This is a genomic window from Sinorhizobium fredii USDA 257 (genome assembly GCF_000265205.3).
GTDB classification, from domain to species: domain Bacteria; phylum Pseudomonadota; class Alphaproteobacteria; order Rhizobiales; family Rhizobiaceae; genus Sinorhizobium; species Sinorhizobium fredii_B.
Window position 1 is genome coordinate 77745 of sequence record NT_187163.1, and the last position, 22052, is coordinate 99796.

At 61.1% G+C, this 22052-nt stretch carries 19 protein-coding genes and 1 pseudogene; 10 read left to right on the forward strand and 10 right to left on the reverse strand.

Going from position 1 to position 22052, the window contains the following annotated elements:
- Positions 1-79: 79 nt before the first annotated feature.
- From USDA257_RS30725 to USDA257_RS30745, 5 genes are read right to left on the reverse strand one after another with little or no spacing between them, the layout of a single operon-like run.
- Positions 80-847, reverse strand: coding sequence for an ABC transporter permease (locus USDA257_RS30725; protein WP_014857896.1), 768 nt, complete (start codon positions 845-847; stop codon positions 80-82).
- Positions 844-1665, reverse strand: coding sequence for an ABC transporter ATP-binding protein (locus tag USDA257_RS30730; protein WP_014857897.1), 822 nt, complete (start codon positions 1663-1665; stop codon positions 844-846). The genes USDA257_RS30725 and USDA257_RS30730 overlap by 4 nt, the downstream gene beginning before the upstream one ends.
- On the reverse strand, positions 1665-2654 hold the full coding sequence (locus USDA257_RS30735; RefSeq protein ID WP_014857898.1) for an ABC transporter substrate-binding protein: 990 nt from the start codon (positions 2652-2654) through the stop codon (positions 1665-1667). The genes USDA257_RS30730 and USDA257_RS30735 overlap by 1 nt, the downstream gene beginning before the upstream one ends.
- Positions 2651-3598: a 1-phosphofructokinase family hexose kinase gene (locus tag USDA257_RS30740; protein WP_231698949.1), complete on the reverse strand. Its 948-nt coding sequence runs from the start codon at positions 3596-3598 to the stop codon at positions 2651-2653. Before USDA257_RS30740 ends, USDA257_RS30735 begins: the two co-directional genes overlap by 4 nt.
- A gap of 36 nt (positions 3599-3634) precedes the next feature.
- Entirely contained in the window at positions 3635-4315 is a 681-nt protein-coding gene (locus USDA257_RS30745; RefSeq protein WP_014857900.1) for a CBS domain-containing protein, read from the reverse strand.
- A gap of 615 nt (positions 4316-4930) precedes the next feature.
- Between USDA257_RS30745 and USDA257_RS30750 the strand changes: the two genes are divergently transcribed.
- Positions 4931-5908, forward strand: a complete 978-nt coding sequence (locus tag USDA257_RS30750; protein ID WP_014857902.1) for a ribose-phosphate diphosphokinase — start codon at positions 4931-4933, stop codon at positions 5906-5908.
- On the opposite strand, the gene USDA257_RS30755 is transcribed toward USDA257_RS30750, so the two are convergent.
- Positions 5891-6802: a hypothetical protein gene (locus USDA257_RS30755; RefSeq protein WP_100209357.1), complete on the reverse strand. Its 912-nt coding sequence runs from the start codon at positions 6800-6802 to the stop codon at positions 5891-5893. The genes USDA257_RS30750 and USDA257_RS30755 overlap by 18 nt on opposite strands.
- Before the next feature lie 161 nt (positions 6803-6963).
- Positions 6964-7791, reverse strand: a complete 828-nt coding sequence (locus USDA257_RS30760; protein ID WP_014857904.1) for a universal stress protein — start codon at positions 7789-7791, stop codon at positions 6964-6966.
- A gap of 178 nt (positions 7792-7969) precedes the next feature.
- Between USDA257_RS30760 and groL the strand changes: the two genes are divergently transcribed.
- Positions 7970-9592: a chaperonin GroEL gene (gene groL / locus USDA257_RS30765; protein WP_014857905.1), complete on the forward strand. Its 1623-nt coding sequence runs from the start codon at positions 7970-7972 to the stop codon at positions 9590-9592.
- A gap of 47 nt (positions 9593-9639) precedes the next feature.
- A complete protein-coding gene (locus tag USDA257_RS30770; RefSeq protein WP_014857906.1) occupies positions 9640-9969 on the forward strand; it encodes an ATPase inhibitor subunit zeta in 330 nt (109 codons plus the stop codon).
- Positions 9970-9982: 13 nt separating this feature from the next.
- Here the strand turns inward: USDA257_RS30770 and ppsA are convergent.
- Positions 9983-12366: pseudogene (ppsA, locus tag USDA257_RS30775) on the reverse strand (phosphoenolpyruvate synthase).
- A 187-nt stretch (positions 12367-12553) separates the two neighbouring features.
- On the opposite strand from ppsA, the gene USDA257_RS30780 reads away from it, so the two are divergent.
- The 7 genes from USDA257_RS30780 (at position 12554) to USDA257_RS30810 (ending at position 19988) form a co-directional block, all read left to right on the forward strand.
- Positions 12554-13228 (forward strand): glucokinase, encoded by a 675-nt coding sequence (locus USDA257_RS30780; protein ID WP_157783891.1) that lies wholly within the window; start codon positions 12554-12556, stop codon positions 13226-13228.
- A gap of 464 nt (positions 13229-13692) precedes the next feature.
- Positions 13693-14220 (forward strand): Hsp20/alpha crystallin family protein, encoded by a 528-nt coding sequence (locus USDA257_RS30785; protein ID WP_014857908.1) that lies wholly within the window; start codon positions 13693-13695, stop codon positions 14218-14220.
- 88 nt (positions 14221-14308) lie between these two features.
- Positions 14309-15139, forward strand: a complete 831-nt coding sequence (locus USDA257_RS30790; protein WP_014857909.1) for a universal stress protein — start codon at positions 14309-14311, stop codon at positions 15137-15139.
- Between the two features lie 42 nt (positions 15140-15181).
- Positions 15182-15628: a baeRF12 domain-containing protein gene (locus tag USDA257_RS30795; protein ID WP_014857910.1), complete on the forward strand. Its 447-nt coding sequence runs from the start codon at positions 15182-15184 to the stop codon at positions 15626-15628.
- Positions 15629-15696: 68 nt separating this feature from the next.
- A complete protein-coding gene (locus USDA257_RS30800; protein WP_014857911.1) occupies positions 15697-16416 on the forward strand; it encodes an ABC transporter ATP-binding protein in 720 nt (239 codons plus the stop codon).
- Between the two features lie 5 nt (positions 16417-16421).
- The gene (locus USDA257_RS30805) at positions 16422-18785 is read left to right on the forward strand and encodes an ABC transporter permease (protein ID WP_014857912.1); all 2364 of its coding nucleotides are present in this window, start codon (positions 16422-16424) and stop codon (positions 18783-18785) included.
- A gap of 3 nt (positions 18786-18788) precedes the next feature.
- Positions 18789-19988, forward strand: coding sequence for an efflux RND transporter periplasmic adaptor subunit (locus USDA257_RS30810; protein WP_014857913.1), 1200 nt, complete (start codon positions 18789-18791; stop codon positions 19986-19988).
- 53 nt (positions 19989-20041) lie between these two features.
- Here the strand turns inward: USDA257_RS30810 and USDA257_RS30815 are convergent, their stop codons facing one another.
- Positions 20042-21373: a trypsin-like peptidase domain-containing protein gene (locus tag USDA257_RS30815; protein ID WP_014857914.1), complete on the reverse strand. Its 1332-nt coding sequence runs from the start codon at positions 21371-21373 to the stop codon at positions 20042-20044.
- Between the two features lie 66 nt (positions 21374-21439).
- Positions 21440-22024: a hypothetical protein gene (locus tag USDA257_RS30820; RefSeq protein ID WP_014857915.1), complete on the reverse strand. Its 585-nt coding sequence runs from the start codon at positions 22022-22024 to the stop codon at positions 21440-21442.
- Between the last annotated feature and the right edge of the window lie 28 nt (positions 22025-22052).

Consider the following 22052-nt stretch of genomic DNA (forward strand, 5'->3'; position numbering starts at 1 on the left):
AATTTGGCCCAGCCAAAGCCGCAGGGCGGCGCACTTCGTCAACAGCGATAAGATATGAGAGCACGTTCCGATAAGCCCTTCACCTGACGTTCGTGCCCCAGCGGCGATGGAGGAAGCGCTCCCAGGGCGCAAAGAGAATTCGATCCGCCAGGAGGCCGATCAGCACGATGACCACCATGGCGCCGATCACCTGGTCCATCGCGTTCAATTCGCGGCCGTAATGGAGCAATTGGCCGAGGCCAAAACCTGTAAGGATCGTGACGAAAATCTCCGCCGCCATCAGCGATCGCCAGGCGAATGCCCAACCCTGCTTCATGCCGCTAACCAGGAACGGCAAGGAAGCCGGCAACATCACCATGGTCCAGAGATGGATTCCTCGCGACCCCATGGTGCGTGCCGCACGGGCATAGATCGGCGGGATCGTGCGCGCGCCATGGTTGGTCGCGATGATCACCGACCATACGGTCCCCATCACGACGACGAAGAGCATCGCACCCTCTGTTTGCCCGAACCAAAGTACGGCGAAGGGCACCCAACAGACGCTCGGTAGTGTCTGCAGACCAAGTGCGAGAGAGCCGATTGTGTCTTCCAGGATCTGCGAGGAACTCGTGAGTACGCCGAGAGGCAGGCCGATCGCAACGCCGATTGCATAGCCAACCAGAAGCCGCTGCATGGTAACCCTGATCGCTTCAGAAAGCGTGCCATCCAGCATGGCACCCCAGAGATACCGGGCGACGCTCAAGACAGAGGGAAAGAGCACCGGTGACCAACGCCCGCTCTCAGACGCCAACTCCCAGGCGACCAGTAGCATGACCACGAAGCCCGACACGATCGCGAAACGCCTCATTCCGTCACCCCGCCGCCGATTGTGCCGCGAAGCGCATCAGCAACGCGTCCGGCGTGTCCAATGAGTTCCACATCGTAGATGCTTCGCGGGCGCGGCAGCGGAATCTCGAAGTGCTGGACGATCCTCCCCGGCGCCTTCGACATCAATAGCACGCGATCTCCCAGGCAGGCCGCCTCGCGCATATTGTGCGTGACGAACACAACGGTCTTGCGGCTGTCGCTCCAGATGCGCTGGATATCGTCGTAAAGGTGCTCGCGGGTCATCGCATCGAGTGCGCCAAAGGGTTCGTCCATCAGCAGCACCTGCGGATCGGGGGCCAGCGCCCGCGCCAGGGCTACCCGCTGCTTCATTCCACCCGATAGTTCATGCACGTGCGCGCCTTCAAATTTTTCGAGGCCGACCAAGGCGAGATATTGGTGCGCGATCTCGCGCCGTTCGCCGTTGCTGAGCTCGGGGCAAAGCCTCAGGCCGAACATGACGTTGCCGAAAACGTTGAGCCAGGGAAACAGCGACGGCTCCTGGAACACGACCAGACGCTGCCGACCCGGGCCGGTCACCGGCAGACCGTCGGCAAGCACATGACCGGCATCGGGCTTGCTCAACCCGGCTATGATGTCGAGGAGGCTCGACTTTCCGCAGCCGCTCGGGCCAACGACACAGACGACTTCGCCGGCCGCAACCTGCATCGAGACATTGTCGAGTGCATGTATGGTTGCTCGCGGCGTGCGGAACCACTTTGACACCCCCTCGACGACGAGCTTGCTCGTTGCCGTGGCAACCGGAGCCGATGTCGAAGGGTTGGTGACTTGATCGAGCATCAGGGCACCTCGATCAGTCTCGAAAGCTCCGGCATTTCCCGCAGGAAGCCGACCTGCTGAGCCTTGGTGACGAAGGTCTGCAATGCGGAGCGTGAAATCTCGCTGGTAACCGACATGCGCGCCCATGCGCGCGCAATGAGCTCCGGCGACATGCTGACGCGAAACGACGCCTTTAGTTCGTCGCGGATCATCCGCTGCGCGTCCAACGGGTGATGCTTGATCCAATCGCTGAGGTCGCGATGTGCCTCAACGAAGCGTCGAACGAGGTCGCGATGCTTCGCAAGAAACGCTGCGCGCGCAACGAGCACCGTCGTGATTGCATTCTTTTCTTCAACGAGGATTCTTCCACCCGCCTCCATTTCGAGCCGCGAAACCCAGGGTTCGACAGTCCAGACGGCATCGAGCTGTCCGGTTTTGAAAAGTGACAGTTGCTCCGGATTGGCAGTCGGAACAACCTGGGCGTCCCCGCCTGCCTGTGTTATCCGCAAGCCTCCCGCCAAGAGCCAGGCGCGTGCTGCGACGTCCTGAGTATTTCCGAATTGGGGAGTTGCGATCCGCTTACCGCGGAAATCCGCCGCACTCGCAAAGCTTTCATCCGGCTGCACGACAAGCGCAGAACCACCGTTGACCGAGCCGGCGACGATGCGGATCTCTCGTCCTCCCGAACGGGCATAGGCATTAATGGCCGGATTCGGTCCGACGTAGGTGAGGTCAATGCTCTCGGCAAAGATCGCTTCCATGGCACTCGGACCGGCATTATAGGCATACCATTCGACCTTGATCTTCGGACCGAGCCGATCGGCGTACCAATTCCGGCCCTGCCGTTCGAAGTTTCTGGCAACCAGCGCCTGCGCATGTGTCACGTTCGGGAAATGGCCAATCCGAATCCTAAGATCTTGCGCCCGAACGGCAGTCGTTCCAAACGCACAGAGTCCGACCGCAATCATCGTCACAAACAGCCGCCGCACTCTGGACAGAAACTCGTTCATGGACCGGAGCTTTCGATGGACGTCGACGGCACGCCTGGAGGCGGTTCGGTCCCGTTGTAAATCTTAAAGACGTCGTTGCGCCGGCACAGCTCGGTTCCGGATGCGATGACGGCGGCTGCTCCCGCGGCGACACCAAACCGGAACGCCTCCTCAATTGACCTGCCTTCCGCCAGCAACCAAGTGAGCGCGCCAATGAAGCTGTCGCCGGCACCCACGGTGGACTTGGCGACGACGTGCTTAGACGGGACGCGTAAAACGCCGAAGGCTCCAGCCAAGAGGGCACCCTCGCGGCCCATAGTGACTGCAACGAACTCTGCTGCAGTTTCCTTCACCAAAGCCGATGCGGCTTGCGCGACCCCATTCTCGTCCAGACGCCGGCCGGCCAGTGTTTCCAACTCTTCAATGCTCGGTTTGACGAGGAAAACCGGTGCCTTGCCCAAGGTGCTGCGCAATGTCGCCCCCGGGCAGTCGAGAATGAACCTGGCGCCGGTTTTCGCGGCTATGCGGCCAATGTCAGCATAGATGTCTTCGGGAGCGTTGCGCGGCAGACTCCCGCTGGCCACCACGAAGTCGCCCCTGAACCTCTCAACGATCGCAAGCGCCTTCGCGATGTCGCCCGGCGCGACTTCCGGCCCTTCGGGAACGAAGCGATATTCGAGCCCCGTTTCCTCTTCCCGAACCATAAAGGAAATTCGCGTCAGCCCTGCTATCTGCACGGCGTGAGTTCGAATGGCTGATGTCGCAAGGGCCTCTCTAAGCATGGCTCCAGTCGCTCCGCCCGCGAGGACGAGGAGCTCCGGCTCGCCGCCGAGCTCGGCGATGACGCGTGCGACATTGACGCCGCCGCCGCCCGGTCGTTGCCGCTCGCTGTGCGTACGGATCTTAACGGTCGGACGCACCCGCTCAGCCTGACTCCATACGTCGATGGTGGGGTTGAGAGCCACTGCAAGGATAGGCATGGTTCACTCCACCGAGGTGCTTCAAGATCGTTCTGATAAGCTCGCGCCCGCTCCGACACGCAGCTTGTTCCTGACGCGCCCAACGCCGCTCACGGCTTCTGCGGCAACGCGAGCCGCCTCGCGCTGGACCTCACTGGCGACCTCCCCCCATAGGCAAACTGTGCCATCCTCGATGGTCACGTCGATAGCCGCCTTGTCGAGCCCGACGTCGGAACAAGGCCTCGCCAGGACAGCGCGTCGCGTGGCCTCGTCGCCCGCAGCCGTTATGTCAGGCACTGCCGCAGCGATCACCCGCAGAATATCGCCGCGGCTGACGATGCCCACCATCTGGCCGGCGCGTACAACAGGGACACGTTTGATGTCGTGCGTCTTCATAGCTGCAGCAATACGGTCAACCGGAGTGTCTTCATCCACCGTCACGACACCTGGCGTCATGACATCACCAACACGCCAGCTGTTTCCCTTGATGAAAATCTCCGGCGCCTCTTCGTGCGTGCTGCCCGTACCCCGCCACGCGGCGGGTCCCAATTCTGCGCGCCGCAACAGATCTCCCTCAGTCAGAATACCGACAAGACTTTCATTGTCGTCAAGGACCGGCAGGCCGCTGATGTGGTTTTCCAGCATTACGCACGCGGCATGCTTTACGCTATGCTCGGGACTTATGGCGATGACCCTCCGGGTCATGATGTCCGCGGCTTTCATCTGAGGCTCCCCATGAAAATATGGTGCCTGAAACATAGCTCACTTGTCGACTGCGTAGATTGACTTCGGTCAATAAGGGGAGCGGCAGGGCCGCCATACTGCCCCGCGCCGCTACAACCGTGCAGCTTGGTGCGTCAGGCCGTGCTCACCTCAGTCTGGTCCGCGTCTTGTGTGCTCCGTGGGAGACCCGCAGCACTCTGCTGGCGCGATCGTGAAGGCCGCAACGCACACCTGGACCTCACCCACATCCTTGATTTGCGTCAATGCAGGCTATTCCAGGTAATACGACATTTGACGAATGGAGACAGATGGGGTTTCACATGTCACAGTTGATTGCAAGTCACCATAGCGACTATCGCGGCTACGGTTTGGAGGCCAGTCACTATGCTTCGGGATGGCGAGTGCACATAATACCCGGCCCGCGCTCCCTCCCAACTGACCCTGACCACGTCTTGGCAGATACTCAGGAGGAAGCGCTTACAAAGGCACGAGCAATCGTCGATCGCCACCTCCAAGGCTGAACAACTCACTTCGCTACAAAGTGCCGCGAGGGGGCATGTGCGGCCCTTCGATCAGCATCAAGGAACGAGTGCAGTTGCCCTTTAGGATGCCCCAATGCGCATCTTTGCACTGAATGCATCACGGGTTTTTGGCGGAAAGCTTGCTTTCGCTCTCGGTGTGCCGATCGACGAACACGAGGAACGCGATTTCGAGGATGGTGAGCACAAGGCCAGACCGCTTGTCAGCGTGCGTGGCGAGGATGTCTACGTCCTGCAGCAACTGAATGGAAGTGCCCGGGAGTCTGTCAACGATAAGCTTTGCAAATTGCTGTTTTTCATCGCTTGCTGTCGCGAAGGAGGCGCTTCACGCGTGACGGCCGTCGTTCCTTATCTCGCCTATGCACGCAAGGACCGGCAAACCAAGGCGCGGGATCCGGTGACCACGCGCTACGTGGCGCAGCTTTTCGAAGCAGCAGGCACCGATCAGGTGATGACGCTTGACGTGCATAACATTGCCGCTTTCCAGAACGCCTTCCGCTGCCGCACGATTCATCTGAGTGCAAAGGAGCTATTCGCCGACGTGATTGCCCGAAAAGCTGCAGGCGGGCCGGTCGCGATCTTGTCCCCGGATGGCGGCGGCATCAAGCGGGCCCAGCTTCTGAAGGAGGCCTATGAGCGCCTCTCTGGCGCCCCTGCAGGATTCGGCTTCATGGAGAAGCGCCGCAGCCGTGGCGTCGTTTCGGGCGAGCTCTTTGCGGGAGAGGTGGAAGACGCGACGGTCTTCATCCTCGACGACATGATCAGCACCGGCGGCACCATGCTGAGAGCAGCGGAAGCCTGCCGGCAGCGCGGCGCCAAGGCGGTCTATGCGATGGCGACGCACGGCCTTTTCAGCAAGGGCGCCGAAGCAATGCTCGCCCATCCCGCGGTCGACGGGACGATCGTAACGGACTCCATTGCGCCATTCCGGTTGCCTGAACAACGCTTGCGATCGTGCGTCGAGGTGGTCCCGAGTGCGCCGCTTGTTGCTGAAGCCATTCGTCGGCTCGCCTTCGGCGGCTCGATTACGGAGCTTCTAGGCGACGATGACTGACGGATGCCGCCGGGCTTGTGTCAGATAGGCAAGCGCCAAAGGACGCCATTTCTTCGGTTCCCGGACCGGATGCTCCAGGAGATGAACCAGGCACAGCCTTGCCCGCAGCAAGGCGCGAAAGCGGCCATAAAGCGCAAGCAAGCGGTCGTCGGGACGATCGCCAAGCTCCCTTTCCAGTGCAGACAAGAGCAGAGGCCTTATCCAATCGGCCCCCAGCACCTCGCATTCGAGCGCCAGGTAGCTGATTTCGTCGTAGGGATCGATGATCCGCATCGAGCGGTTGAATTCGAGACAATCGATAATCTGCGGTGGGGTGACCAGGCAGACATGCTCCGGCCGCAGGTCGCCGTGGCCCTCGACGATCCTTCCGCGTGCGATGCGGGATTCGATGACACCGCGCATTTCGTCCAGACGGACGCCGACACCGTCGAGCAAGGCGGCCACACCCGAGAGCTCGAATTCGGGGCGCGTCAGCAGGGCGCGGTTTATTTCGTGTTCCTCGAGAAGGTGTCGTATATAGGCCCCGCCACCGGCAATCTCCGGCGAACAGCCGATATAGAACCGGGCAAGCCGATCGACTATCGCGGAAATCTCGGCCGGGCTTACCCGGTTCGCAGCGATGCGGGCGTCCAGCATGTCGTCCGCCGGCAGCCGCCGCATCTCAACGAGCCAGTCGATGACGTGCGCGGATTGCTCAAACGTCAGCGCGCCCGCATCGTCACAATAGAGCGGCTTGACGGCGCGATAGGTCTCGCGTGCCAGCCGGCGGTTTAGGCGAAGCTCCTCCTCGCAGAAGAACTTCCGCGCCTCGACGGTACTGAAATCGAGGTGGGATCGCGAGACCGGCTTCTTGAGCTTGAGCACCCAATCGTCGGCTATGAAAACCCAGGACATATGGGTCTCCTTAGTCTCGATGTTGTCCGGCGGTTGCGGGTAGGAGGCGGGGTTGGAGAGGAATCGCACCTTCTGCGCCAGTGCCGCACTGAGATCGGGACAAGTCTCGTCATGCTGTTTTCCAGTGAGCAATCCCGGGGAGCGGCGATTGTGGGGCATCATCAGGCCGACATTAGGCGGTGGAGCGCCCCTTCGCGCAGCAGCGATCGGGTGACGCCGCCAAGCAGCCATTCGCGAAGGCGGCCATGGCCATAGCCGCCAGAGACGATCAGATCCGCTCCGATCTGCCTGGCGATGCCAACTAGCGCCTCCCCAGCCTCGCCTTCGCGATGGTCCACGATCTCTGCGCGGGCTTTTGCACCATGATTGATAAGATAGCGGACAACGTCGGTGGCACTGGCCATCGCCCGATCCGGTTCGTGCTCCGCGACGGTCGCTACCAGGACTTCGCGCGCATGGGCAAGGAAGGGCATCGCGTCTGCGACCGCCCGTCTTGCTTCACGGGCATCCTTCCAGGCAACGACCACGCTACTCGCCTTGAGAGGTGCGAGATCATCTCGCGGTATGAGGACCGGACGGCCCGCCGCATGTATCAGCGCGCCCAGGTCTATGGCGGTGTGGGCGTCGCGTCCGCCCTCCTCGCCACCTGATCCCGCGATTACAAGGTCCGCCGCTCTCGCGGCTATCGCCAACCCTTTTGTCGGATCGCCGACGGTAGTGCGCAACGAATCGGCCCCTCCCATCTCGCCGCTGGCATCAAGATCGCTTCTAAGCGCTTCCAGGCGGCGTTCGATCTCCCTCGCCTCAAGCCGCATGAACTCGGCGTCCACGACCACTCCGGGCGGAGGCGCCGCAATCGGGTGTATGTCGCCGGCGGCAAAGCCGATCAGATTTGCCTCAAAACGCGCGGCGAGGTTGCGCGCAAAACTTAACTGCGATCCTGCGCCATCTCCTATGTCCAAGTGCACCAGTATCGTGTTGTAAATCATAGCCGCGACCCTCTATTACCTCTCTTTCGAGAACTTAACCATCGATCGACCGCCCTCGCCTTGACCGGCATCAAAGATGATTGCGTGACGCTTGGGGGCTTGTGCAGATGCCGTTTGATGCGCGTCAAAGCGTCCCGTCCGGTCCGTGCTACAAAGGCAAGGAACGGAGGATGAAGCCATGGCTCACAAGCAGGTCCTTTTCCATTCGGCTGCCCGAGAGAAGATCTTGAGGGGCGCTTCGCAATTGGCCGATGCCGTTCGGGTCACGCTCGGGCCGCGGTCGAAAGCCGTTCTGATCGAAAGGAAATGGGGGCCCCCGATCGTCTGCAATGACGGGGTCACAATCGCCAAGGAATTCGACCTCAAAGATCCCGAAGAAAATCTCGGCGCGCGCATGCTGCGCCAGGCGGCGGAGAAGACAGGGGAAATCGTCGGCGACGGGACGACCACATCGACCATTCTTGCCCATGCGATTTTCGCCGATGGCCTGCGCAATGTCGTTGCGGGGGCAAGCGCGATCGACATCAAGCACGGGCTTGACCGCGGCGTCAAACGAGCGGTCGCCGAACTCAAGAAGAACTCACGGCCCGTCTCCGAGAAGCGTGAGAAAGAACAGGTGGCGACGATTTCGGCCCACAACGACGCACAGATCGGCACACTGGTCGGAGACGCAATGGAAAAGGTCGGCGACGAGGGAGTCATCAGCGTCGAGGAATCGAAAACGACCGAGACGGTCCTCGAAGTCGTGGAGGGCATGCAATTCGATCGCGGCTATCTTTCTCCCTATTTCGTCACCGATGCCGAGCGAATGGAGGTCGTTCTCGAAAGCGCCGCGATCCTCCTGTTCGACCGCAAGATCAATTCGCTCAAGGATTGCGTGGAACTCCTGGAGGCCGTCGCGAAAGCCGGGACACCGCTGCTCATCATCGCTGAAGATGTGGAAACCGAGGCCCTCGCGACCTTGATCGTCAACCAGATGCGCGGAACACTGCACAACTGCGCCGTCAAGGCGCCGGGGTTCGGAGACCGACGCAAAGCCCTGTTGCAGGACATCGCCATCCTCACGGGTGGACAGCTCATTTCCGAGGAGCTGGGCATCAAGCTCGAAACGGTTACACCCGAACAACTTGGCCGCGCCGAGCGGGTCGTCATTACAAAAGATACGACCACCATCATCGGTGGCGCGGGAGACAAGAAGGCCATCAGTGGCCGGGCGGAACAGATCCGCAAGGAAATCTCGACCACCAGCAGCGACTATGACCGTGAAAAACTCCAGGAGCGATTGGCGAAGCTTTCCGGCGGCGTGGCGGTGATCAAGGTGGGTGCGGCCACGGAGGCGGAACTCAAATCCAAGAAGGAAGCGCTTGATGACGCCATCAGTGCGACCAAGGCGGCCGTGGCCGAAGGCATCCTGCCGGGTGGCGGATTGGCTCTCCTGCGGTGCATCGCTGCCGTCGCAGAGGAGGAGGAAGCCTGCGAAGGCGACGAGCGCACCGGCGTTCAGATCCTCAAGCGGGCACTGGAAATCCCGGCACGGCAGATCGCGGAAAACTCCGCAACCGACGGCGGCGTCGTAGTCGCGAAGATGCTCGAGGGAGAGGGCAGTTTCGGATACGACGCCGGCCGAAAGGTCTATGCCGACCTGGTTTCGGCCGGCATCATCGACCCCACCAAAGTGATCCGCGTCGCGCTCGAAAACGCGGTTTCGGTCGCAAGCGTGCTGTTGTTGACCGAAGCCACGATGACGGAACTTCCCGAGACGCCGAAGGAGTCAATGGCCGAAGCCGCGATGCAACCATAGTTGCAACCTACCCCGCTCGAGCTCACTTACGATCGGAGCAAGAAATTATGGAACTGACGGAGCGAGAGAAAGCGCTCGAAGAAAGGTACATCCTCGATTTCGAGCGTTCCTTGAGAGTTCGCGAACGCCGAGACAGCCTGTTTGCCGGATGGGCGGCACGCGCGCTCGATAGAGCCGACGCGACCGCCTACGCGGACGAGATCGCTGACGCCGGACGGGCCGAAGCTGGCGACGACGACGTCCTGCGCAAGGTCCTGCGGGATTTCGAGAGCGCCGGAATCCCTGCGACCAGGGAGCAGCTACAAGAAAAGATGCGGGCGCTGTTGTTTGTCGCCGCCGAACAACTGGACGCCGAAAGCACAGAGGCGAGGCGGTAAATCCGCGCCTTCCCTATTTCGTTTTTCCACCCTTTTCCGCCGCCGCCACGGCCTGCTTCACCGCCACAAAACTGTCGGGTGTGACCGAGATCGAGTCGATGCCGCATTCGACAAGAAATGCCGCGAAATCGGGATGATCGCTTGGTGCCTGACCGCAAAGACCAATCTTGGCGCCGGCCCGCCGAGCTTCCGTGATGACCTTGGAGATCATCCATTTCACGGCTTCGTCCTGCTCGTCGAACAAGGAAGCGAGATCCTCCGAATCCCTGTCGACACCGAGCGTCAACTGGGTGAGATCATTCGAACCGATCGAGAAGCCATCGAATAGCCTCGCGAAATCCGCCGCAAGGATAACGTTCGACGGTATTTCGCACATGACATAGACCTGCAGCCCGTTGACGCCGCGCTGAAGGCCGTTTTCAGCCATGACCTGAAGGACTTTCTCAGCCTCATGAACCGACCGGCAGAACGGAATCATTACGATAACGTTCTTGAAGCCCATCGCCTCGCGCAACCGCTTGATAGCCCGACACTCAAGTGCAAAGCCGTCGCGATATTTCGGCGAGTAGTAGCGAGATGCGCCACGAAAGCCGATCATCGGGTTCTCTTCTTGCGGCTCGAATTCGGCGCCACCGCAAAGGCCCGCATATTCATTCGTCTTGAAATCGCTCATGCGCACGATGATCGGCTCGGGATAGGCAACTGCGGCGAGACGGGCCAGGCCGCGCGAAAGCTCGTCGACGAAATAGTGGGTCCGCTCCGTGTAGCCCGATGTCATTGCAGCGATCTTCTGCTTTGCCGATTGATCGCGCAGGCGATCGAAGTGCGCGAGGGCCATGGGATGGATCTGTATCGCATTGCTGATCACGAACTCCATGCGCGCAAGCCCAATGCCATCGGTCGGGAGTCTCCACCAGCGGGAAGCGGATTGCGGATCGGCAAGGTTCAACATGACCTTCGTCCGCGTTTCCGGAATATCGGCGAGGCTGATCGTCTCCGCCTTGAATTCGGCCTGCCCTTCATAGATGCGGCCCTCGTCGCCCTCGGCGCAGGACACGGTGACGATCGCGCCCGTGTGCAAGAGCCTTGTCGCGTTCTCTGCGCCGACGATTGCAGGAAGGCCAAGCTCGCGACTGACAATAGCTGCATGTGAGGTGCGTCCCCCATGATCGGTGACGTGGCGGAGGCGCGCTTCATGAGCGGCACCCAGTCCGGGTCTGTGGTTTTGGTAACCAGAATGGAGCCATCGGTGAATTTGCCGATGTCGTCGGGATGCTCGATGAGGCAGACGGGACCCGCCGCGATGGCACTGCCTATCGCGAGGCCCTTTGCCAGGACGCGCCCCTTCTTGCCGATCTGATAGGTTGGAAGTTGATCGGAGGCTGCTTTCGCCTGCACGGTTTCGGGCCGGGCCTGCACGATGTGGAGCTGGCCATCGCGGCCGTCTTTGGCCCATTCAATGTCCATGGGACAGCCATAATGCTCCTCGATCGCTATCGCCCAGCGGGCGAGCTTGAGGACTTCCTCATCGGTGAGTACGAGGGTGCTCTTTTCTTCTCGTGAGGTGGAGATACCCAGGGTGGGCTCGAAACTGTTGCCATAGGTGAGCTTCCTGCTCTTCGTGCCGCATCTCTTTTGAAGAATGGGCACAAGGGCAGTGTCGCCAAGCAGCGGTTTGAAGACGCGGTATTCGTCGGGATCGACGGTTCCTTTGACAACATACTCTCCGAGACCCCAGGCCGCATTGATCAGCACGACCTTATCAAAGCCGGTCTCGGTCTCGATCGAGAACATGACGCCTGCGCTGCCGAGGTCGGAACGAACCATTTCCTGGACGCCGACGGACAAGGCTACCTTCATGTGATCGAAGCCGTTTACCTTGCGGTAGCTTATGGCTCTATCGGTAAAGAGCGAGGCATAACAGCGGCTACAGGCGCTCATCAGTGCCCGCTCACCGACGACATTGAGAAAGCTTTCCTGCTGCCCGGCAAAGCTCGCCGTCGGGAGGTCCTCGGCGGTTGCGCTGGAGCGAACGGCAACAGAAGCCGCCTCGATGTCGAGCCTGCGCGACAGCGCACGATAGGCGGCCACTATTTCCGCTTCGATCTCGGCGGGCCAGCTACCCCGGAGAATGTTCTCGCGTATTGCGGCACCCGTCTCGGCGAGGGTGGCTCCGCCGGCCTCCCATTTCTCAAGCAGTGCAGTAATCGGTGCCCGCAAGTGATTGGCATCGATAAAGTTCCAATAGGCCTCCGCTGTCGTCGCAAAACCGCCCGGCACCTTGATGCCATGGGAGGAAAGGCCGGTGATCATCTCGCCGAGTGACGCATTCTTGCCTCCCACATTGGCGATATCGCGCCGCGTCACATCCTCGAACCAGATGATTGAAGCGGCCATTTCTTCCTCCTATCGCTGAGAGCGGCACGTGACGAGATACATGCTCTCCCTGTCCGCTCGAGGCCTCCGCATCGACACAGCGATACCCTATGCTTTCACGACATCGGTGACCTTGACGTCCATCAAAGTGCGAGAGGCTAGTCGGCCGCATACTCTCGGCATGCCGCGAATATGTTGGAGGCCGAGGGTGAACGAGTTCACACATGACGCTGTTGTGGCCGACATTGGCGAGACGCACATGCGCTTCGCCGTCGTCCATACTGACAGGCTGACGATCGAAGATTATGTGCAGTTCGGAAGAAACGTATTTGCGTCCGTGGTCGAGGCGCTGGCCGCTTACCGGCGCTCTCTACCAATTTGTCCACCTGCCTTGGGGATCGCAATCGCAAACAGCGAGTCGTTGCTCGTCAGTGATTTGGAACGCAGGCTCGCCGAAGGATATGCCGGCGAATGGCACCACGTTAAAATCATCGAGTCCATCGACGCGCTTTCGCTCATCTTGCCCGATCTCGCTCCGCATGACGTCGTCCGCCTCGGATGGGCAGAGGCCCGTCGCGACGCGACGAAGGCTGTCGCAAGCGTTGGCGACGCACTCGGCGTAGGGATACTCGCTCAAATCAATGGCTCTTGCACCCAGTTCCATACTCACGCCGGAAGCATGTCCTTTGCACCCCGAACGCACGGGGAACTTGACATCTTGGAGCGCGTTCGCGGCGAAGGGGAGACGATCGGACTGGTTGTCGCAAATACCCGTTTTGCTGATCAGAAGCGAAGACGCCATACTGCGCGGAGCAGCAAAGGCCCTCAATCAACCGATGGACTAACCCCTCCGTTCTCGGGGCCCGCCGGAAACGCGGCCTGACTGGTCAGCGTGGGGAAGTGCCGAAATCTCTGTCGTGTCTACTCTCTGCCTGCCTGCATTCGGGCAGCCTTTGATTGGCAGGACGCTGAACAGCGAGGCAATCATGAGTACGATGATGATCAGAAGCAGCCTGCTCGTAATGGCTGTCTGGATAGCGTGAAATAGGTTGTGCCTGGTCATTGTCGAATTCCGCTGACCTTCACCGTCACCCACGAAGAACGGCTACCGCGTACAAGCACATCACACATCCAAGGAGCGCGCCTTGTTCTCCGTCAAAAAGGAATGGGGGGCGGGTCCGTCTTTGACGCGCATCAATGAGGCTGGTGCCACATAGGGCTCTAATAAATACATCTGGCTGGACACCGGGCGAGAAACGCGGCAGGCCCAGCCAGGGTGGCTTTGCGGTCGTGCTTGCAACGAGCGGCCCGATGAGCCTGCAACCCTGCTTTGAAGGAGAACCAGCCATGGCTGAACCTGAGACCAAACTGCCCATCAAGTCGGAAGAGAAAGCCGTCGAGCATCGCGGCGAGTCGTGGCTCCCGTTCGAAAGCCTGCGATCCGAAATCGACCGCCTGTTCGACGACTTCGCTCCGTCCCTGTGGCATCGCCCCTTTGCGTCCGCATTCACGCGTCGGATGCCGCGGCAGTCGGAGTTCAAGATCGCGCCCGCCGTCGACGTCGCGGAGACAGAGAAGAGTTACGAAATTACCTGCGAACTGCCAGGGATGGAGGAAAAGGACATAGAGATAGCGGTCTCCAACGGAACCTTGACGATCCGGGGTGAGAAGCAGGAGCAGAAAGAAGAGAAGAACAAGGACTACGTCCTTTCGGAGCGTCGCTACGGCTCATTCCAGAGGGCCTTCCGATTGCCTGACGGCGTTGATGCCGACAACATCGCCGCCAATTTTTCGAAGGGCGTTCTCTCCGTGACCCTGCCAAAGACTCCCGAAGCGCAGCAGAGCGAGCGCAAGATCCAGATCAAACCAGCCTAGCATTTCGCCTGGGTGAGCAAGACGCGCCGCGGCGCGTCTTGCTGGGTTCATTCTCGCGTCACGCTTCGACGTTCCAACGGAGGAGAACATGTCATTCAAGACGATGCTTGCCGTAATTGGCGTTTCGCAGACCGACCGCGACCTGCAGGTGGCTACAGATATCTCCGATCAAGTCTCCGCGCACTTGAGCGCTCTTATCGTCGGCTTTGCGCCACAACCGACCGGGCGGTATGCAACGCTTGCGCCAGCGTGGCTCGAACAGCGCGAGCGAAATCTGCAAGCGCTTGGCGAAACCGCGAAGACGGTTCGCGACAAACTCTCGAAGCGGGGGATTTCATTTGATGTCGACAGCATCTACGCGGAGGTGGCAGGTGCCACCTACGACATAGGCGAACGCGCCCTCTATTCTGATCTCATCCTGATGGGTCCCGGTGCCTTTGAGAACGCCGACCTCAAGCAGCAGATCATCACCGGCGGCCTCTTTCAGTCCGGGCGCCCGGTGTTGCTGATCCCGCCCGGATCCATCCCGACGCTCAAGCCGAAAACCGTCCTGTTAGCATGGGACTCGCGTGCTCAGTCCGCACATGCGGCTCGAGAAGCACTCCAGCTGATGTCCAACGCCAAGTTCGTTCACGTGGCTATGGTCGATCCCACGGCAACGCCCAGGCAGAGCGGAGATGAACCCGGAGCAGATGTCGCCGCCTATCTGGCGCGCCACGGCATCGATGTGACGGTCGATGCGCTGCCGAGCGCGGGCCGGACCGTGGCGCAGGTCCTGCAGCGACATGCGAATGATGTGGCCGCCGACATGATCGTCATGGGCGCCTATGGTCACTCCCGGCTGCGCGAGCTCGTATTCGGTGGCGTCACGCGATCGATGCTCAACGAAGCCCGGCTCCCCGTGTTGATGGCGCGATGATGAGACAGAAGATTACGAACGTGTGCGATTGAGGCCAGCATTATGTCGACGATAAGAATTCCGCACGGCAGCGTCGTGCTGGTGTGTGACGGAGCCAAGGCGCTCATCCTGCGTAACCAAGGGGATGCAGAGCTCATCAATCTCATTCCGGTCGAGGTCGAAACGGAATACCAACCTCCGACGCGGGAACTCGGAACGGACCGTGAGGGGCGAGTTTATCAGTCGCAAGGCGACGCTCGAAGCGCAGTCCAGCAAACGGACTGGCACGACCGGGCGGAGGAAGCCTTCGTCTCCCACATTTGCGAGAAACTTGGCGCGCTCGCACGCGACGACGGCACCAGTAAACTGGTTCTCGTTGCACCGCCGCGCATTCTTGGCAATCTGCGCAAGCAATTGGATTCCCCGGTGCGTGCCTTGATCATCGCCGAAGTGGCCAAGGATCTCGTGAAGTTTCCAATCCCGGAGATCGAGCATTATCTTTCGCAATGATACCCACCTGAGACGGGGCGAGTTTCGCGGCGGTCGCGGCCACACGCCGACGACCCGAGGAGTGAGTGGTGGAGAACGAGGCATCGGCCATCGCCCTGGAGGCGCGCGAACTCACCAAGATCTATCGGATGGGTGCGGTAGAAGTTCACGCCCTGCGCGGAGTGGACGTGGCCCTTCGCGAGGGCGAAGTGGTGGTGTTATTGGGGCCATCCGGCAGCGGCAAGTCGACCCTGCTCAATATACTTGGCGGCCTCGATACGCCGACTGGTGGAACGGTTAGGTTTCGCGGAGAGCCCCTCACTCTAGATAGCGAACGCGCACTCAACCTTTACCGTCGCAATCACGTCGGTTTCGTTTTCCAATTCTACAATCTCATCCCCAGCCTGACGGCGCGCGAAAACGTCTCCCTCGTGACGGAGATCGCCAGAAACCCAATGTCGCCTGTTGAAGCGCTTTCGATTGTCGGGCTCGGCGACAGGCTTGATCACTTCCCCGCGCAACTTTCCGGCGGCGAGCAGCAGCGCGTTGCCATTGCCCGCGCAATCGCCAAGCGCCCCGACTTGCTTCTCTGCGATGAGCCGACAGGCGCACTCGACAGCAAGACCGGAATCCTCGTGCTCGACGCGATCCTCAGGATCAATCGGGAACTCGGCACAACGACGGCGCTGATTACGCACAACGCAGTGATTGCCGAGATTGCCAATCGCGTGCTCTACTTTGCCGACGGGCGCATCGTCGAAACGCGGACCAACGCCGCGCAGCGCGCCCCTGGCGAACTCGCCTGGTGAAAATGATGAGCAGTCTCGATCGCAAGCTCATCCGTGAACTCTGGAGACTGAAGGCGCAGGTTCTTGCCATCGCACTGGTGATCGCGTCCGGCACCGCCCTTCTCATCATGGCACTGACGACGATCGAAGCCCTCGAGGAAACGACCGCCGCCTATTACGAACGGACCCGTTTTGCCGATGTGTTTGCCCAGGCAAAACGGGCGCCCGAAAATCTCCAGCGTGAAATCGCGGATATTCCAGGCGTCCGCCTCGTGGAGACGCGTATCGTCGAAGGCGCGATTCTCGACATGCCGGGTTTTGCAGAGCCGGTCGTTGCCCAGTTGCTCTCGCTGCCCGAACGGGGGCCCCAGCTTCTGAACGCGTTGGTTGTCAGGTCCGGACGCCTGGCCGACCCGACCCGTCCCGACGAGGTGGTCGTCAGTGAGCCTTTCGCCGAGGCTCACGATTTGAAGCCCGGCGACAATTTCGATGCAGTCTTGAGGGGGCGTAAACGCACGTTGCAGGTCGTCGGCACCGCGCTTAGCCCCGAATTCGTCTACGCGATCGCCCCCGGCGGCCTGATGCCGGACGACGAGCGTTTCGGCATCCTATGGATGGGACATGACGCGCTGACGGCCGCCTTCGACCTCAAGGCTTCCTTCAACAACGTCACCCTCAGCCTGCTGCCGGGCGCTGACGAAAAAGACGTCATCCGCCGGCTTGACGGCCTCTTGGCTCCCTTCGGCGGCATCGGTGCCTATGGCCGCGCCGACCAGACCTCGAACTGGTTCCTGGAAAGCGAGATCGCCCAGCAAAAGAACATGTCGCGGATCATGCCGACCATCTTCCTCGCCGTCGCCGCCTTTCTGACCAACATGGTGATGGCACGGCTGATCGAGACCGAGCGCCGCGAGATCGGGCTCCTGAAGGCGTTCGGCTACGGCAATTGGGCGATCGGCTGGCACTACGCCAAGATGGTCCTCGTCATCGGCACGATCGGCATCCTGATCGGCTCGCTGATCGGTGCATGGCTCGGCCATTGGAACACCGAGCTCTACACCAAGTTCTACCGCTTTCCGTTCCTGCTCTACCGCCCCGGCCCCGCCGGCTTCGTGATCGCCGGCGCCATCAGCCTCGGTGCGGCGCTCGCCGGCAGCCTCGCCGCGGTACGGCGGGCCGTACGACTGCCGCCTGCGGAAGCCATGCTGCCCCCTTCCCCGCCGGTCTATCGGCGCATGTGGGCATCGCGGACGGCGCTCGCCGGCGCCTTGGACGAGCCGTCGCGCATGATCTTCCGGCGCATCATCCGATGGCCCGTCAGGGCCTTTCTCGCGAGCCTCGGCCTCGCCCTGTCGATCGCTGTGCTGATCATGGCCCTGCAATGGGTCGATGCCATAGATTCTCTTGCCGAGACCGCCTTCGAGCGTGGACAGCACCAGGACGCGACGGTTGCGTTCAACGACAAGCAGCCGATCGACACGGTCGCGGACTTCGAGAATCTGCCGGGCGTCCTGGCGGCGGAACCCTATCGTTTTGTCTCGGCACGCATCCGTCACGCGCATCTCTCCGAGCGACAAGGCATCATTGGCGCCCCGGCCGGCGCCATCCTCAGTCCCGTCTTCGACGTCGAGCGCGGGCGTATCGAGGTTCCTCCCGGCGGGCTCATGGTCTCACGCAAGCTCGCTGAGCTTCTCGATGTGAGCGCCGGCGAAACCGTCGACATCGAGCTCCTGGAAGGGCGCCAGACGCGACTGAGCCTGCCGGTGGTGCAGATCTTCGAAACGTATCTCGGCACGCCCGCCTATATGGACATGACCGCGCTCAACCGGATGGCCGGCGACGGCCGCGTCGTGAGTGGCCTGCACATGCGCGTCGATGCTCCGAGCCGCGCGACGTTGCTGGAGAGCCTCAAGGACATCCCCAACATCGCCGCTGTGCTTTTCCGGCAGGCCGCGATCGACACGTTCTACAAGACGATGGGAGAAACGATCTTTATCTTCATCGGCTTCTTCGTCGCCTTCTCGATGACGCTTTCAGTCGGCGTCACCTACAATTCGATCCGCATCGCGCTTTCCGAACGGGCGCGCGAATTGGCGACGCTCCGCGTACTCGGCTTCAGCCGCTGGGAAATCTCCTACATTCTGCTTGGCGAAGTCGGCATTCTGACATGGCTCGCGATCCCGCTCGGCGCAACCATCGGCTATGGCCTTGCATGGTACATGACGAGCGCCTTCGAGACGGAACTCTACCGCGTGCCGCTCGTCTTGAGGGATGCAACCTACGGCAAGGCGGCGCTGATCGCGCTCGCGGCCACGCTGGTCTGCGCCGCGGTCGTGCGTCGGCGGCTCGATCGTCTGGACCTGATCGCAGTGCTGAAGACAAGGGAGTAGTCCGTGAACGTCGTGAAACGCAGGTTGGTGATCTGGGGCGGCCTGTTGGCCTTGCTCGTAGCCGGCATCGCCTACGCATTGCGGCCGCAGCCGATCCCGGTTGACCTCGCCACGGCGGAAAAGGGCTTACTCCGCGTCACCATCGACGAGGAGGGCGAAACGCGCGTGCGCGACGTCTACACGCTTCATGCGCCGTTGCGTGGCCAGTTGCAGCGGATCACCGCCGAAGCCGGCGATCTCGTCGAGGCTGGAAAGACCCAGCTCGCACAAATCGAGCCCGCTCCGCCAGCCTTCCTGGACGTGCGGATAGAGGCGGAGCTGCAGGCGGCCGTCGAGGCGGCGCGGGCGGCTCATAACCTCGCCGCCGCCGAACTCAACAAGGCCAAAGCCGACTTGACGTTTGCCGAGGGAGAGCGCGCCCGAGCCCGACTGCTAATCGAACGCAGGACGATCTCTCAGCGCGCCCTTGAAGATGCCGAGCGTGCCCACAACGTCGCACAAGCCAATCTCGCTACCGCCGAAGCGGCGCTGAAAGTGCGAGAGCACGAGCTTCATCAGGCGCAATCACGCCTCCTGTCGCGGCAGGAGATCCGGAGCCTCCGCGACGACTGCGAATGCATGTCGGTAACCGCGCCGGTGAGCGGTGTGGTGCTGCAGATCATGCGCCGCAGTGAAGGCGTCGTGGAAGCCGGAACGCCGCTGCTCGATATCGGCGATCCTGCGGATCTGGAGATCGTCGCCAATTTTCTTTCGGAGGATGCGGTCCAGATCAGGCCCAACCAGAAGGCGATCATCACCGGCTGGGGCGGAGAGGATCTCAACGCGGTCGTGCGGCGCGTCGAGCCCTTCGGACAAACCGAGGTGTCGGCGCTCGGGATCGAGGAACAGCGCGTAGACGTCGTGCTGGATTTTGCCGATCCGCCGGAAGGTTGGCGTTCGCTGGGGCATGGTTATCGCGTAGACGTGCGCGTCATCCTGTTCGAAGGCGAAGTTCTAAACCTGCCGCTTGGCGCTCTGTTCCGGCAGGGCGACCAATGGGCCGTGTTTGTCTCAGCAGAGGGACGGGCGCAATTGCGCCGCGTTGCCGTCGGCCAGCGAAACACGCTCTCCGTGGAAATCCGAGAAGGGCTCGGTCCTGGAGACAGAGTTATTCTGTACCCGAGCGACCGGGTCAAGGACGGGGTCGCTATCGTGGAGCGTTAGCCCGCCTACAGCGCCGCGCGTCTCAGCAGACGCGGAAGGGACGCAATCCGCGCTTATTCGAGTTCCAGCCGGTACGCGGTCCCTGCGCGCAGGATGTCGACGGAAGCACTCCCTTGAGCACTTTCCAGAACGCCTCGGATCTGATCGACGGAGACGGGCGGCTCGCCATTGATGGCCGTCAGATAATCGCCTGTTCTCAACCCCATCGAATAGGCGACGCTGCCCGATGCAACGTCGACGAAGACCGCTCCCGCCGGCGCACAAGCCGGTGAACCATTGGCGGATGGAAATTCGACGACCACCGATTCCTGGCCCAAGTCCAAGTTGCGCCGAGCGGCCGCGTCAGAAAGCGTGACACTCAGCTTCTGCAACTTTTCTCCTCGACGAACATCAAGCGTGATGCGGGCGTTCGCCGGGAGCAGGCTAATCGCGTTCCTGAAAGCGGTGTCCGTCGGGAACGTCCGGCCATCCAGTGCGACGACAATGTCGCCGAGGCGCACGCCTTGTCGTTCCGCCGGCGAATTGCAGACGAGCTCGTTCACAACAAACCCTTGCGTCTCAGTGGCACCACCTACCCCCATATCCGCGGCGCCCGTGACCGAGAGGCCAAGCCACCCGCGCTTGTATTCGCCGTGGGCGATCAGCTCCCGCACGATTTGCACTGCGATGTCGGACGGAATCGCAAAGCCTATGCCGGTAGTCGCTTCGTCTGGCGCAGCAATCCCGCGTGCAATACCGATCAACTCGCCGGAGGCATTGACCAGCGCACCGCCTGAATTGCCTGGATTAATGGCCGCATCGGTCTGGATGTAGTCCTCGTACTCATCGGCACCCAAACCCGAGCGGCCCAAACCGCTGACGATGCCGAAGGTCGCCGTTTGTGTCAGACCAAAAGGACTGCCCACCGCGATGACGAAATCACCGACCTTCAGTTCGGATGAATGTCCCCACTTGACCGAGGAAAGGCTTGGTGCCTCGATTTTGACAACCGCGAGGTCGGTCGGCGCATCCTCCCCTACCCTGTCGGCCTGGAATACCCGTCCGTCCGCAAGCTTCACGGACACATCGTCGGCGTCGGCAACAAGGTGACGACTCGTGATGATGTACCCGTTCTCCCGATCGATGATCACTCCTGACCCCGTCGCAGTCACACCGGTTTGCAAGATAACCACATCATCGGGAAGACCCAGCACTCTCCGCACGTTCGGATCATCAAGCGCTTCGCTTCTGAAAATTCCGCTGCTGATCGTGCGGATACTGACGACCGCCGGCTGTACCCGCTGCAACACCGCGGACACGCCCGCTTCGATTTCGATCGCTCCGGCAGCCCCTCCCAAACTGTTGAGTAGAGCGGCCAAGGCTAGAACCGTTGAGATCTTGAGCATTTTTACGCTCCATGCAGCAATGCCCGAAATTTCAGCCGGATTTGCCCGGCGATGCATTGATGCGCATCAATTCGCGCTCTCGTCGGGGGAGGACGAGAAAGATCCGACCGACAAGACCTTGACCGTTGCTGCAGCGAGACGGCGATAGAGTCGGTGCCGGCGTACAATCGGCCACCAGCCGTAGAGGAAGATTTCCAGCGCGCGCCAGTTAGCCACCCAGCCGAAGATCAGCAGGCTTTCCCCGATCACCCGCGAATATGTTGCCGTTCCCGCGGCATCGCTGATCATTTGGCTGGCGATTAGGCTGAACGCGAGGATCGGGATGCCGATGAGCAGGACGCGTCGCCCTTCTCTCAGGAGTTCGCGCAATTCCCGGTGTGCCTGATTGGCGCGACTCTCGAAATTGTACCGCACCGCCTCCTGCAGAGCGTGGGTGTATTCCGGCTTTGCTTCCGTCGTCGGCAACTGGACGACAATCTCGATGGACGCGTTGCCGGGAGCTTCTTGAGCCCATTCGACGATAAACCGCTCGGCATCGTCATCCAAATCGCGCTCCCGAAATGGCGTCGGATCGAGAGAATTGAAAAGGCGCACAACTTGGTCAACACGGATCAGGATCGTGTAGCATCTATCAAGCGCGGGCACGCTCACGTGTGCTTCCCCTCTGATCTTGCGTCAC

Excerpts from the sequence above, each read along its gene's own strand:
- USDA257_RS30725 (WP_014857896.1), bottom strand. The coding sequence starts at position 847 with ATGAGGCGTTTCGCGATCGTGTCGGGCTTCGTGGTCATGCTACTGGTC.
- USDA257_RS30750 (WP_014857902.1), top strand. The coding sequence starts at position 4,931 with ATGCGCATCTTTGCACTGAATGCATCACGGGTTTTTGGCGGAAAGCTT.
- USDA257_RS30815 (WP_014857914.1), bottom strand. The coding sequence starts at position 21,373 with ATGCTCAAGATCTCAACGGTTCTAGCCTTGGCCGCTCTACTCAACAGT.
- groL (WP_014857905.1), top strand. The coding sequence starts at position 7,970 with ATGGCTCACAAGCAGGTCCTTTTCCATTCGGCTGCCCGAGAGAAGATC.
- USDA257_RS30745 (WP_014857900.1), bottom strand. The coding sequence starts at position 4,315 with ATGAAAGCCGCGGACATCATGACCCGGAGGGTCATCGCCATAAGTCCC.
- USDA257_RS30735 (WP_014857898.1), bottom strand. The coding sequence starts at position 2,654 with ATGAACGAGTTTCTGTCCAGAGTGCGGCGGCTGTTTGTGACGATGATT.
- USDA257_RS30795 (WP_014857910.1), top strand. The coding sequence starts at position 15,182 with ATGTCGACGATAAGAATTCCGCACGGCAGCGTCGTGCTGGTGTGTGAC.
- USDA257_RS30760 (WP_014857904.1), bottom strand. The coding sequence starts at position 7,791 with ATGATTTACAACACGATACTGGTGCACTTGGACATAGGAGATGGCGCA.
- USDA257_RS30805 (WP_014857912.1), top strand. The coding sequence starts at position 16,422 with ATGAGCAGTCTCGATCGCAAGCTCATCCGTGAACTCTGGAGACTGAAG.
- USDA257_RS30755 (WP_100209357.1), bottom strand. The coding sequence starts at position 6,802 with ATGTCCTGGGTTTTCATAGCCGACGATTGGGTGCTCAAGCTCAAGAAG.
- USDA257_RS30785 (WP_014857908.1), top strand. The coding sequence starts at position 13,693 with ATGGCTGAACCTGAGACCAAACTGCCCATCAAGTCGGAAGAGAAAGCC.
- USDA257_RS30790 (WP_014857909.1), top strand. The coding sequence starts at position 14,309 with ATGTCATTCAAGACGATGCTTGCCGTAATTGGCGTTTCGCAGACCGAC.
- USDA257_RS30770 (WP_014857906.1), top strand. The coding sequence starts at position 9,640 with ATGGAACTGACGGAGCGAGAGAAAGCGCTCGAAGAAAGGTACATCCTC.
- USDA257_RS30730 (WP_014857897.1), bottom strand. The coding sequence starts at position 1,665 with ATGCTCGATCAAGTCACCAACCCTTCGACATCGGCTCCGGTTGCCACG.